The 12,740-nt window shown below is 41.8% G+C and carries 11 protein-coding genes and 1 pseudogene; 4 read left to right on the top strand and 8 right to left on the bottom strand.

Features of this window, described 5'->3' with window-relative positions:
- Positions 1-119 precede the first annotated feature (119 nt).
- The 5 genes from F8S12_RS15950 to F8S12_RS15930 form a co-directional block, all read right to left on the bottom strand.
- Complete coding sequence (locus tag F8S12_RS15950; RefSeq protein ID WP_196517134.1) at positions 120-506, bottom strand: four helix bundle protein; 387 nt, start codon at positions 504-506, stop codon at positions 120-122.
- Between the two features lie 136 nt (positions 507-642).
- Positions 643-4,857, bottom strand: coding sequence for a DEAD/DEAH box helicase (locus F8S12_RS15945; RefSeq protein ID WP_196517133.1), 4,215 nt, complete (start codon positions 4,855-4,857; stop codon positions 643-645).
- A gap of 134 nt (positions 4,858-4,991) precedes the next feature.
- Positions 4,992-5,183: a hypothetical protein gene (locus F8S12_RS15940; RefSeq protein WP_196517132.1), complete on the bottom strand. Its 192-nt coding sequence runs from the start codon at positions 5,181-5,183 to the stop codon at positions 4,992-4,994.
- The gene (locus F8S12_RS15935) at positions 5,167-5,439 is read right to left on the bottom strand and encodes a hypothetical protein (RefSeq protein WP_196517131.1); all 273 of its coding nucleotides are present in this window, start codon (positions 5,437-5,439) and stop codon (positions 5,167-5,169) included. Before F8S12_RS15935 ends, F8S12_RS15940 begins: the two co-directional genes overlap by 17 nt.
- 216 nt (positions 5,440-5,655) lie before the next feature.
- Positions 5,656-6,561, bottom strand: coding sequence for a LysR family transcriptional regulator (locus F8S12_RS15930; RefSeq protein ID WP_196517130.1), 906 nt, complete (start codon positions 6,559-6,561; stop codon positions 5,656-5,658).
- Positions 6,562-6,570: 9 nt separating this feature from the next.
- On the opposite strand from F8S12_RS15930, the gene F8S12_RS15925 reads away from it, so the two are divergent.
- The gene (locus F8S12_RS15925; protein WP_196517129.1) at positions 6,571-6,738 is read left to right on the top strand and encodes a hypothetical protein; all 168 of its coding nucleotides are present in this window, start codon (positions 6,571-6,573) and stop codon (positions 6,736-6,738) included.
- Positions 6,739-6,800: 62 nt separating this feature from the next.
- A complete protein-coding gene (locus F8S12_RS15920) occupies positions 6,801-7,658 on the top strand; it encodes an SDR family NAD(P)-dependent oxidoreductase (RefSeq protein WP_196517128.1) in 858 nt (285 codons plus the stop codon).
- 160 nt (positions 7,659-7,818) lie between these two features.
- Here the strand turns inward: F8S12_RS15920 and F8S12_RS15915 are convergent, their stop codons facing one another.
- Together F8S12_RS15915 and F8S12_RS15910 are read right to left on the bottom strand one after the other, a co-directional pair.
- Complete coding sequence (locus F8S12_RS15915) at positions 7,819-8,769, bottom strand: RpoD/SigA family RNA polymerase sigma factor (protein ID WP_196517127.1); 951 nt, start codon at positions 8,767-8,769, stop codon at positions 7,819-7,821.
- Between the two features lie 63 nt (positions 8,770-8,832).
- Positions 8,833-9,234, bottom strand: a pseudogene (locus F8S12_RS15910) (YrrC family ATP-dependent DNA helicase); the annotation flags it as partial.
- A gap of 254 nt (positions 9,235-9,488) precedes the next feature.
- Here F8S12_RS15910 and F8S12_RS15905 point away from each other — a divergent pair.
- Positions 9,489-10,328, top strand: a complete 840-nt coding sequence (locus F8S12_RS15905) for a ParA family protein (RefSeq protein ID WP_196517126.1) — start codon at positions 9,489-9,491, stop codon at positions 10,326-10,328.
- Positions 10,329-10,330: 2 nt separating this feature from the next.
- Positions 10,331-11,455 (top strand): ParB/RepB/Spo0J family partition protein, encoded by a 1,125-nt coding sequence (locus F8S12_RS15900; protein ID WP_196517125.1) that lies wholly within the window; start codon positions 10,331-10,333, stop codon positions 11,453-11,455.
- 96 nt (positions 11,456-11,551) lie between these two features.
- On the opposite strand, the gene F8S12_RS15895 is transcribed toward F8S12_RS15900, so the two are convergent.
- Positions 11,552-11,815, bottom strand: a complete 264-nt coding sequence (locus F8S12_RS15895) for a hypothetical protein (protein ID WP_196517124.1) — start codon at positions 11,813-11,815, stop codon at positions 11,552-11,554.
- Between the last annotated feature and the right edge of the window lie 925 nt (positions 11,816-12,740).

Raw genomic sequence — 12,740 nt, 5'->3', positions numbered from 1 at the left:
GGGAGCGATGCGATTTTGTGAGATGCCTTGCTTCGTTTGGGCAGGGGGCAGGGAGCAGGGAGCAGGGAGCAGGGAGCAGGGAGCAGGGAGCAGGGAGCAGGGAGCAGGGGGATTAGAAATTAGCGTTTTATGAGCCAAGGAGATGGATTGTTAATTATGGTTACTAGAATCCCTAAAACTCGGTTGTAAACTCCATAAAGCTCTCTGCCTATATCAACGTCTAAATAACTACATTTAACAGCAAATTTCAGCCAAGTCTGAGTTTCTGCTGCTTCCGCTTCTGAATCATTCAATTTTGCAATAAAAGCAGCTTCATAACGGCGTTTTCTCCATGCTTCTGCCAGATTTGCACAAACTGAACGAGATGAACGACGAATTTGATCAGTTAAAGAATAACGTTCTTCAACAGGAAACTTCTTAGATAATTCAAAAATTTTCATGGCTACATCAAATGCCATTTTATATACTTCCAAGTCTTCATGACTTTTTATTGGTTCTTTTTCCATTCCCCCTGCCCCCTGCTCCCTGCTCCCCTGCTGTCTTTAACATGATCTCACAAAATCGCATTGCTCCATCGCTCAAGTCAGATAAAAGCAACTTACTGAATGAGCGATTATTGTCAAAAAAGCCTTGGTAAATGCCTTAACCTTCACTAATCAGCTGTAACAAGGCTTCCGTTGATATCTTGCCACTAATATCAGCACCTTCCAAAAGGCTATCCGCCAAATCTCGCTTGTGGTGGTGCAATTGCACAATCTTTTCTTCAATAGTATCCTTTGCTACTAGACGATAAATGGTAACTGGGCGTTGTTGCCCAATGCGATGGGCGCGGTCTGAGGCTTGGTCTTCCACTGCGGGATTCCACCAAGGGTCTGTATGAATCACATAATCAGCAGCAGTTAGATTCAGTCCTGTACCCCCCGCCTTGAGACTAATCAGAAATACATCTCCTGAACCAGCTTGAAATGCATCCACCCGTTTTTTCCGCTCTGCCACTGAAGTACTACCATCTAGATATTGATAATTAATACCTTGCTGCTCTAGATAATCTCTAATAATGTGCAAATGGTCAACAAATTGACTAAACACCAACGCCTTATGACGATTTTCCAGCAGTTCACCCAACACCTCGCCAAAAAGTTGTAACTTGGAACTAGGTAATTCAGTATCAGGCATAACGAGGCTGGGATTACAGCAAGCGCGACGCAGTTTCATAATCTCAGCCAAAACTTGCAAATGTTTCTTTCCTGCTTCGGCATCAGTTTCGGTAAGTTTAGATATTGCCTGGCGGCGCAACGCTTCATAGAATGCTTTTTCCTCCCGACTCAATTCCACATGCAACAGAATTTCGGTACGAGATGGCAACTCTTCTAATACTTGATTTTTTGTCCGCCGCAACAGAAATGGTTGAATCAGTTTTTTGAGTTTATTACGTGCAAGTTTATCTTGATATTTTTCAATGGGGGTAGCAAAGCGTTGATTGAAGCTTTCAAAAGAACCCAATAACCCAGGATTAATAAAACGGAACAAATTCCACAACTCACCCAGGTGATTCTCAATCGGAGTCCCAGTAGTCAGCAACTTAAAATTAGATTTTAGGTTCATGGCTGCCTGAGAACGTTTAGTAGTCATATTTTTAATCGCCTGGGCTTCATCCAGGACAATCGTTTGCCACTGTACACCAGAAAGCATTTGCGCTACTTCTTCCTGCTGTAATAAACCATAGCTGCAAACCAACATATCTAAAGGTTGTAACCCATCCAATAATTTTTGGCGGTTAGTACCAGAAAATTGAATAATATTCAGAGTTGGGGCAAACTTCTGTGCTTCACTCACCCAATTCATGCACACGGAAGTCGGCGCAATAATTAGAGTTGGCCCCTCATGGGCGTTTCTGAGAATAACCGCCAATGCCTGCAAGGTCTTACCCAGTCCCATTTGGTCTGCTAAACAAGCACCCACACCCCAATGTGCCAGACGCGCCAGCCAACAAAAACCCTCCATTTGGTAGTCACGTAGTTCTCCTTGAAGTGTAGATGGCAATTCTGGTTGGAGGTTCTGCACCTCCTTAAGTCGCTCTCTATGTGCTTTCCAATGTTTATCTGCTTTTACCTTACCTACCTCATCGACAAAATCTTCTAACCCTAACGTGGCCAAGGGGTGAAAACGAATACCTTTACTATGCTTTTCCGAAAACATCCGTAATTCGTCGAGGCGTTTCCGAAAAGCTTGAGTTAAAGCCAAAAATTGACCATCACCAAGGGGAATAAAACGGCTGGGGGTTTTCTCTAATAGTTCTAGTAGTTGCTGCATATCCAGCACTAGGTCGTTATTCAATTTCAACTCCCCAGTTGCTGCAAACCAGTCTTGCTGACGTTGAATTGATAAATTAAAGTCTTTCAAATCGGCATTGTGGCTAACACGCAGTTTTTCTCCTTGTGGCCATTCTATAACTATGTTATTTCCCAGTGCTTGCAGTTCTAACAGCAATTCTAAACAGTCCTCTGGGTCAGCTATAACCCATTCACCATCTTGTTCTTCAGTTCGCGTCAAGGTGGGGCAGGCTTTGATGGCAGCTTTAGCAAGCTGTTTCTCTTCAGGTAGATTTCGTCTGGTTTGCAGACGTTTCCCGTCAATCTCGGCAATTACAGTTTCACCACCTGTACCAGGACGGTAGTAGGGGCCACCTTGGGCAAAGGGGCGCGACAAAAGGCTGATTTTCAAGCCGGTATTGGCAGGTAAAAGGTGAATATGGGGTAGAGTCTGGGCGGGTACTTCTTCTGCACCTTCTGAACCGCCACCAATGTCAGAATGTACGGTAACGATGCCAGAGACGGCATTTATGGCTGCTAAAACTTGCTTTTCGGCGATCGCAGGTACATTTAATTTATTATCTATACCAATAATCTCCGCAATGCGTCTGTGTTTGGCAGTAATTTCAATGACTTTGATGCGGGTTGGAGTTTCTTTGATATGCAGAATATTCTGTGATTCTGGTAATTTGGGAGAAAATTCCAAGGTGAGACGGCCAAGTTTTTCTTTTTTAACCAGTAGTTCTGGTTCTCCTTTAACAATTTCTACACGGATAGTGGGTGTATCTTCCCAAAAAACCAACGGGTGCCCAATTAAAGCAGAGATGGCTTTTTCACCGAAAGTATAATCAACTTTGCCGTAATAAGAGCCATCATTATATGTTTCAATACAACTACATACCCGCATATCTTGGGGTGTGATGTAATCAAACTCAGATAATCCACTGCTTAGACGCTTGAGGGCTATGGGGCGACCTTTACTCCACTCTCCTTTAGCATTAACTTTTTGTTCTCGTGGTTGTAAGACACATCTGCTGGGATAGAAGGTAATGAACCATGCTAAACGCAGTTCCGATTCTAGTTTTCCTGGTGTTTGTGGTTCTTTTTGGAGATTTGCCAGGGCATTGAGGCACATTTCCCAAGCTTCTTGGGGTCGAATTAAGTCTACGATGGTTTGGATCTCGCTATCTTCTCGCAGTGCCTCTGCAAGTTTATTATAGTTGCTACTTGGTTTGAGCCTGGATAGGAGTTCTGCGGTTTCCATTGCCAACCAGTGATAACCGGAGGCAAGCGAGCGCCGATATAGTGGTTCTAGTAAATTAGGTAAGCGTTTTTTAGCACTTTCTGCATCCATCCAGTAAAGGCATAGTGAACAAAACAATGTTTGTAAGCTATTTTCTTCTTCCACAGAAGAAATATGACCGCTGACTACAAATTGTTTTTGGGTAATATCACCAAGGTGAACTTGTAGTACCATGTTCAGTCTGCCATAAATGAACCTGAGCCAATGATCTGATTGACGGGACATCAAACTGGTGTACTCTTCTGCTTCTTTGAGGCGTTGCACTGAACCATCTTTTAAAAGTGCAAGGATAAAAAATAAGCCCCCAATTGTATTGAAATATATTTGGCGTTTGCCGGTAGCCTTTTTGATGGCTTTTAGGGCATCTGTATAATATTTTATGGCTTGTTCATTTTCACCTCGCAGAAAACTTAACCAACCCCAAAAGATCGCAGCGTTATTTTGATATTCATTTGATACACGCTCCAGACTTTCTTGTGCTTCTTGGGTACAGCCCTCTAACAACAGTTGTTCTGTCAAAATCAGATGTAGATAATCTGAGCAATGTCTTCCAGGTGTAGAGCATTCTTCTTCTAGCAGCGTCAACGCATCTTCAGAAGCAGATAATTTTAAGGCTGAATTGAAGAGGATACTTGATATGCCACTTTCATATAATTCTTGTGGTAGGGTGTTAAACCAATCTGCATCAAATGCATTATTGTATATCTGCTCAAATATCTTTTCTTTTACTATTTTTTCTTCGCTATCACTGTACTTCTGGTAATCTTCAATTTGCTGATTAATAAAACTAAGGTCTTGACGATAAATACCAATGCGGATTTCTCTGATACACTGGCGTAAGCTGTAAAAAATTCGAGAATCCCTGTTCCAGTGAGTACGTATGGGTAGCTTTTCCTCTACTGCTGTGACGAGGATTTCAAACTGTCCGGTTTGTACAGCATGACGAGTAGCAATCTCTGTGAGTAACGGATGACATTCAGAACCCGATCTACTTGACTGTACTAATAAGCCTGATTTTAATAATTTATCAATTTGCGGACTAAGAGTTTTAGTTACCCAAAGTTTATTGCTTTCATCTAAAGCGCCAGTTTTACTAAGACAATTTACAAATGAATTTTTGTCTATCGGTGCATAAATTACCGAAAATAACTGAATAATTTTTTGTAAGGAAGGATGTAACTCGAAGTATATATGGGCGAGTTTTGTTTGCAGTTTTGTAGTATCATTAGCCAAATTAATCATACTATTAATTAAGTTCTTTAAATAATTCCATTAATTTACGTTTACGTCCATGAGCCGCTTTTAATTTCGAGCGATAAGCAGACCATTCAGCTTTTTGCCTTAGTTGAATATAAGCAGCTTTGACTTTTTTTTAGTCAATTAACCGCAGCGTCATAACGGTCAGCTTTCCCTTGTTCCATAATTGGTTCTGCCCGTCTGCGAGCGTTATCAATTACCCAATCTGGACGATGGGAAACTGCTGCATCCATGACTCGATGAACCAGTTTGGAATCATAGTAAGTATCTCTCTCTACTGTTTTAATTGCATCATCAATTAAATCCTTCATGGAGGAAAATATCGACTTGCGCTTCTCCTATTCCCCAATCTGGCTGATTTTGCAGTGTTTGCAGTAAATCTTGTTTGAGCGTCAACCAAGTTTCTCCTGCATAGTCTTGGATCTTACCATAGTCTCGAAACGCAAGAAGCTTAAGGATGGAAGGGGTTACGCCTGAAGTTGCGGCGTGATGCTGGAGTTTGAAGACGCTTGCGCTCAAAAGTTTGCTCAACTGTGGATTGATAACTAACAAGCCGATAAAGTTCATTCCTATACCCCTAGCCCAAAGCCATATTCTCTCGTGACTCATTATCATTAAAATTAAGTTGTTGAGAATAAAATCTCTTGTGAAATCCTTGCTATTCCGTTGTTTCACGACTTCACTGGAAAAGTCAGATCAATCGATCAATCGTTAGGCTGCTTCAGCTTACTGCTGAGACAGTACTTGGAGGCCCCGCAGGTAAGGTGATTGCTCTCTAACTGCTCACGTATCATCACGATTTGACTCCCATTGCGTCGTTTTCTGTGCCAAGCTTAGAAATGCTCTTATTACTGGAGAGGAATCATGCTGCCGCCAAGCAAGATAAAGTCCGGTCTTAGGTGTCTGCTCTTGTAAAGGTCTGTAAGTAACTCCGCTTCTGTGGAAATTTTGCAAGGAGGCGGGAACCAAAGCGATGCCCAATCCTGCTGCAACCAAGCCGATGATAGTTTGCATCTGAACTGCCTCCTGAGCAACTTTCGGACGAAATCCAGCTTCTTGACAAATGTTAATAATCTGCTCGTAAAAGATGGGCCCCATTTTGGCAGGAAATAGGATAAATAATTCATCTGCCAAAGCAGAGAGAGACACTTTAGCCTGTGCAGAGAGCGGATGGGTTTGTGGCAACGCCAATACCAATGATTCTTGCAAAACGCATTCCATACTTAGCCCTGGCTCAATGATGGCAGAACGAACAATGCCGACATCAACCTGTTTGTGATGCAGAGCTTGAATTTGCTCTTGCGTCGTCAGTTCATGCAATCGCAGTTCTACAGCAGGAAACTGTTCTCGAAAGACACTTAAAATATCTGGCAGTACGGTATACGTTGCAGATCCAACAAACCCGATCGCCAACCGTCCAACCTCACCCCGCTCTACCCGTTGTGTCACTTCGATCGCCTGTTCGAGTTGCGCTAACACCAGATAGGAGCGCTCTAAAAACACTTTGCCTGCTTCAGTAAGCTGCACTTGCCGCTTCGTTCTCTCAAACAGCTTGACTCCTAGTTCATCTTCCAAACCGCGAATCTGCTGACTGAGCGGGGGTTGGGAAATGTGCAACCGCTTTGCTGCTCGACTAAAGTGTAGTTCCTCAGCCACCGCAATGAAGTAGTGCAGATGCCGTAGTTCCATCACACTTATATGTCTAACCTATTAATCTTAGTCAAATATATATTGGACAGTCACATGACTGTCTCCTATCGTAAGAAATATGAGGCGCGTCTCATCGCTTTTGTATTGGAGAAAACAAATGAACTCTATACAGAACAGATAGCCATGCAGAGGCGAACGCTGGGTAGCCAACTTTGAGCAAGTCATGAGATGGTGCTTACGCCCACTCAAATTCAGGATTTCAGTCAGGAGAGAGGCAAATGATTCGACTTGATGATCAAGTAGCCGTTATTACAGGCAGTGGACGCGGTTTAGGAGCAGCTTATGCCCGTCTGTTGGCAGAAAGAGGGGCGCGAGTTGTAATCCACGATGCAGGCGTTAACAAAGAGGGGATTGGTTTCGATCCAATGGTGGCGGCTGATGTCGCCAGCAACATTCGCAAAGCTGGTGGAGTTGCGATCGCCAGCGATGTACTCCTCGATAGTCGAGACAACTGCCGCAGCCTGGTAGAAATGACGCTCTTAAAGTTCGATCGCCTCGATATCTTGATCCACAATGCTGGCTGGGTTGCTTATGAATCAATCCAAGACCTGACACCTGATTTTCTACAACGTGCCATCAACATCAACATAGAAGCGCCAACGTGGTTAGCTCAAGCCGCCTTTCCGATTATGAAACAGCAAAACTACGGACGGATTGTGCTTACTACTTCCGATAGAGCTATTTATCAGCAATATGCACTCAGTGGTCTTGCCCCTTATGCTATGGGAAAAATGGCACAGATCGGTCTGATGAATGTGCTTGCGGTTGAAGGCAAAGAGCATGGAATTCTCGTTAATGCGATTTCGCCGGTAGCCAAAACGCGGATGTGGAACGTACAAGATGAGCCTCTTGATTTGCGACCCGAGCAAGTAGCCCCCGGAGTGTTATATCTGGCTTCTGGTGAATGCCGAGAGTCTGGATTTATATTAAGGGCAAGCAATGGTCAATTCACAGCCGTGCGCTGGATCGAGCGAGACAACGTGAACTATCCATTAAACCTTGCCGCTGTTGAAAGTTCTACTGCGGAGGATTTGGCTACTCGCTGGCAGGAGATTGCTGCGGATGTTGCCTTTTAAAGATTGGGCTTTTACTTCGAGATGGTCTTTCGGGAAACAATCGAGATTATTGGTGGCAACGTAGGAATCACGCAAAAATAACTTGAACACTTTTAATTGGAAAGTCAGGCTAACAGCTTATTCCAAATCAAATTTGTACAACTTATTTTTACATGATGGTTTAATCAAATAAATACTCTTGCATGTCGTTTTGTCGATGGCGGAGAATATTTATCGCCTTGACCTGAATTTGACGAATCCGCTCTCGACTGAGGTTTAGCTGTTGGCCAATCTGAGCGAGATTGAAATGCTGATCGTTCTCTAGCCCAAAGCTTAAAGTCAACACTTGACGCTGTATAGGTGTCAATGGTTCTAAGAATTTAGCTACGTCTTGCGATAGAAGTTCCTGGGTGAGCAGTTTTTCTGGTGAAGCGCCAACGTCTGCTAGAATTTCGCCCAATTCTGTCTCTTTCTCATCTCCGACTTGTTTATTTAAAGAGATGGCTGTTCGAGAGGCAGCGAGATATTCTCGAAGCTTATCTGTACTGAGGTTTAATGATTTTGCTATTTCTTCAGCAGTGGCATGACGACCAAGTTTTTGAAAGCTTTCTCGCTGTACTTTCTTAATTTTGGTAAGTATTTCAGTGAGATGAACAGGCAATCTAATAGTACGCGATTGTTCTGCTATAGCGCGTGTAATCTCTTGACGAATCCACCAATAAGCGTAAGTCGATAGCTTATAGCCCCGGTTGGGATCAAACTTTTCTATACCCCTTTGTAAACCGATTGCTCCTTCCTGAATCAAATCTAAAAATTCCAAATTCCGGTTCTGGTATTTCTTGGCAACAGAAACCACTAGTCGCAGGTTAGCTGTCACCATTTTTTGTTTAGCTTTTTGACCAAGGTGTAGTGCTGCTCGGATTTGTGCTTCGGTTTTTTCAACAGCGTTGGCTAATTCTGTCATTGTTGGTTCGCGGTCTAGCTGTTGAGTGAGTTCATTTTTACATTGCTCAATGGCAATCATTTCTTGTACCTGTCTACCATAAGCGATTTCTTCCTCTGGCTTTAATAAAGGATACTGACCAATTTCTTGCAAATAGATGCGAACCATGTCGGAACTCAGGCTGGACATACAAACTCTTCGGCTTTTTTAAACCAGGGGATTTAAAAGTATAAATCAAATAGCTCAATAAAGTTCAATCTGGTTTTCGATGATGTCTACGGTTTCTAGCCCGAAGTGAGCAATAATCCGTCTTGCTGTGACTGGGCCAACACCTTTAATCAGCCCACTACCCAAGTATTTTTCAATTCCAGTGAGAGTAGCTGGTTTGGTTTCTTTTTAGTTGACTACTTGGGACTAGGGGCCAAATTATGGATGGTCACGCCAGAAACCTGTAAGTTGTAGAGTCTGCCCTGGCTGAATATTAGTAAAGCTGCCGACGATTGTAGTTAAGTCAGTGGCTCTGGCGCAGGTTAAGTGGGCCACAGTGTAACCTGACTCCTGGGAATAAAAAGTGAGTCTTTCAACTACTCCAGTGAGAATTTCATATTGCAGAGAAACATTAAGCTTTTGGGAGTGGGCTGGAGGAGTGGACATTGCCTGTTAGAAGACGGCGCACATGATTATACTAGTAAAAGAAGATTATTTGTAGTATTTTAGTACTAAAATACTTGGTTTTTGAAAAAATTATCTAAATTTTCTGTTACTTTCAAGTATACGATTTAAGCTATTTGTAGTGCGTTTACGTTATTAGATAAGCTGGATCTTTTCCAGAAAAGTAAATATAAAATTTGGATCTGGAGTTCGATTGTGGCATATTAGTCTCAGATTTTGAAATCTGAGAATTATCTGTGTCAAACAAAAAGCATAAAAAAGTAGTTTTGGCAATTTTGAGTAACGCTGGTGGAAGTGGAAAAACCACGTTAGCGACGCACTTAGCTTACGAACTAGCTCGCTGTAAAGTTGGGCATCACCCCTGTTCGGTAGGTCTTCTTGACTTAGATCCCCAAGGCTCTTTAAGTTTATTCTGTGGTCTCGAAAAACCCTCGACTGCTGAAAAATCCATTTCATCTGTCTTGTCTGATGATTTCTCAGGGGACTGGCCTTTAGTTCCTTGTTGGACAGAGTTTGGATTGAAAGTTGAGGTTGGTCAGAGTCTTCAACAGCCGCTACTTAAAACTGCTGATGATTTGGTCAATCACCCACGCGGGCCTTATCTTCTAGCAGATAATCTCCAGGATTATCCACTAACTCATGATGTAATAATTATCGATTGTCCTGCTACCTTGGGAAGACTAAACCTTGCAGCTCTTGCTGCTAGCACTCATATCCTTATCCCTATTCAACTTGAGCCAAAAAGTGCTAGCGGAGCAGCTGAACTGCTTCAGTTTTACTTTATTGAATGTAGACGACTTCGATTAGAGCCTTATCCACAAATAATGGGTATAGTTCCTAATCAGTACAGGTCTGATCAGGCTATTCATAATGAGATTCTGGAGCAGTTGCCTACTATAATTCGGCAATTACAGCTTCCAGACGCTTATTGTTACCCAACAATTAGATTCTCTTATGAATTTAGTAATGCTTCTGGAGCAGGTTTACCGTTACATCTTTATCGGAAAAAACACCCAGCTTGTAAGGATTTTGCTAAATTAGCATCTGATTTAACTGCACTGGTAGGAGCTAAATAAATATGACACGCCAAAAAGTAGATTTGACCAAAATGTTTAGTGCTGCTACGCAAATGTCTGACGCGGAACTGGAAATTAACAACCTTCAAGCAGAAGTTAATCGCCTACGAGCTTTACAAGCTCCAGAATTAGAGGTACAGATTGCTACATTACGTGAGCAACTAAGAATGCAGTCTGGGGTACAAGAAATTAGCATCATAAAAATTCGTCCTAATCCTGGGCAACCAAGAAAAACATTTTCTTCATTAAGTATCGATTCAATGGTACGAACTTTGGATAAGGATGGACAGTTACACCCTATTATTCTTATCCCAGAAGCAGATCATTTTGATTTATTCGATGGTGAGCGGAGGTGGCGTGCAGCTAAAAAATTAGGATGGCAAATAATAAAGGCTGTCACTATGCCTCGTCCTCAAGATTTGCATCGGAAAGCGTTAATAACAACTCTACATCGTGAAGACCTTAATCCACTTGATAAAGCGGAAGCTCTTTTAAAGGAAATTTCAGAACAGACAGGAATAGATACTGCTGAAGCGCCACGTATCTTATCTACTGCTGTACGTCGTTTAGATTATCAAAAACGTATGAAGCAGGTAGGTGAATTAATTGCAGCTAGTGAAGATAAACAAAACCAAGTTTTAGATGAACTCGATTTAACCGACTTAGAAAAATCTGTTTTTAAGGTTCTATTAGGTATTGGTTTAAATCCAGGCTCTGTCACAGCCAATGATTTTCGGATGTTATCACTTTTTCCAGATTTACAAATAGCGATTAGAGAGTCTAATCTTAAGGCTGCACATGCAATGGTGCTACAACGGTTATCAGCTAAAAAGCTGGGGATGGATGAAAAAAAGACATCAAAATTCCGAATCGAAGCTACTCAAAAAGTAGTTGAACAAAGTCTTACCCTTGCAGAAACTCAGGAATTAGTTAACCAAATCATTGCAAAATATGTATCTAAGCCAGCTACCAATACCGATGATAAACGGTTAGCAAATATAATGCGTGGCTTTAAAAAGATTAATTTGAACAAAATTGAACGTTCTAACCTGGAAAATTTTCGTCAATCTTTACAGCAGAAACTTCAAGAAATAGAAGCTGCCCTCCAGATTTATAAGGATAACTAATGCAACTTTAATAAAGTTAAATTAAATAGCAATAGTTTAGCTTAATTTGCTGAAACAAAAGTGCCATGAAATCTATCCAGCAAAAGTCCAAACCTCTCAAGTAGTGTGTAGGTCGAGTGACAAAGTTGCAAAGCGCGGTGATACAGTAATTGTAGGCTTTCGTCCTAAGCTTTGAAAAAGTTCTATGTATATTTTTTTGATTTGGAGCAATCTGTTAGTAACTTCCTGGGGCAGGCGAATTGTACCCGATTGGTCTGCAATTGCTGCTGTAATTGCCTGCCGAATCTGCCAGTATGCACAAGTCGAGAATTTATAGCCGCGATTTAGGCCAAACTCCTCTACAGCATGAAAGTAAACCAATAGCCCCCTGTTGAATCAGATCCAGCAGTTCTACGTTACTCCAGCAATATTTTTTCGCGACTGCAACCACAACAATTCGCAATTCGCAGTTTCAATTCTTAGGGGCTTGAACCCACTACTGATACCGTACTCTTACGGGAAGCAATCTACATGCAGCGTCTTGTAGACTAATGATTACAATAATTAGTGCAAGTTTCAAACCCACAAATTATCCAATTGGAGTTCAACGTATTTTAATTGCGATAGCGAGTCTGTGAGCTTCATTGCGAATTGCGAAAAGCAGCGAATTGATTTGACCTTACTTCTCTTACTTAGAAAATCTCAAGTTTTAGGCAATAGCCTCTCGAAGCGACCAATTTCTCGTAGGTAAATTCCAAGTAAATCAGAGCTTTAGCTAGACATCTTGCTGGAGAATAAATTGCTAACAAAAGATTGACACTAAAGTATAAATCAAAGAGTCAACGATGCTCTAAATTAATTTCTGCTGCGTTGATAGAAAAAATTTCAAAAATTCTTTACGGGGGCTATATGGGGGCTACATATACCCCAACAAAAGTTCAGGACTTTTGTGATACTTTGACTCCCACATAGCTCCTATATAGGTGTTATGTAGGGTATATTTGATTGATTGATATTTTATACCCCATTTAGCCCCCAAGGGGTTATGATAAGCTCTTGAGTTGGGAAAATAAGGGTGAAGTTATTTTATTCTTCTTTCTCTTGCTCTTGCAGATCACTTGAACAGATAATTTTCACAAATTAAAGTGTATTACTTGGAGCAGATGTCAAACATTCACACCTTACAAAAAATTTTTCCTGCGGGTTTCGATAACGGTTATGGAAGCCTTAAACTTTTAGTCGATGGCTTTGAAGTAGTTCGTGTCCCCAGCTACATAACCAATGCCGAGATGGAAGATGTTCCAGG

It is taken from the genome of Nostoc sp. WHI, assembly GCF_015714725.1.
Lineage (GTDB): Bacteria > Cyanobacteriota > Cyanobacteriia > Cyanobacteriales > Nostocaceae > Nostoc.
This window is presented reverse-complemented; position numbering and strand designations above follow the sequence as displayed.

Bases quoted from the DNA above. Each gene is read 5' to 3' on its own strand.
- F8S12_RS15950 (WP_196517134.1), bottom strand. From the start codon at position 506: ATGGAAAAAGAACCAATAAAAAGTCATGAAGACTTGGAAGTATATAAA.
- F8S12_RS15945 (WP_196517133.1), bottom strand. From the start codon at position 4,857: ATGATTAATTTGGCTAATGATACTACAAAACTGCAAACAAAACTCGCC.
- F8S12_RS15940 (WP_196517132.1), bottom strand. From the start codon at position 5,183: ATGAAGGATTTAATTGATGATGCAATTAAAACAGTAGAGAGAGATACT.
- F8S12_RS15935 (WP_196517131.1), bottom strand. From the start codon at position 5,439: ATGAACTTTATCGGCTTGTTAGTTATCAATCCACAGTTGAGCAAACTT.
- F8S12_RS15930 (WP_196517130.1), bottom strand. From the start codon at position 6,561: ATGGAACTACGGCATCTGCACTACTTCATTGCGGTGGCTGAGGAACTA.
- F8S12_RS15925 (WP_196517129.1), top strand. From the start codon at position 6,571: ATGTCTAACCTATTAATCTTAGTCAAATATATATTGGACAGTCACATG.
- F8S12_RS15920 (WP_196517128.1), top strand. From the start codon at position 6,801: ATGATTCGACTTGATGATCAAGTAGCCGTTATTACAGGCAGTGGACGC.
- F8S12_RS15915 (WP_196517127.1), bottom strand. From the start codon at position 8,769: ATGTCCAGCCTGAGTTCCGACATGGTTCGCATCTATTTGCAAGAAATT.
- F8S12_RS15900 (WP_196517125.1), top strand. From the start codon at position 10,331: ATGACACGCCAAAAAGTAGATTTGACCAAAATGTTTAGTGCTGCTACG.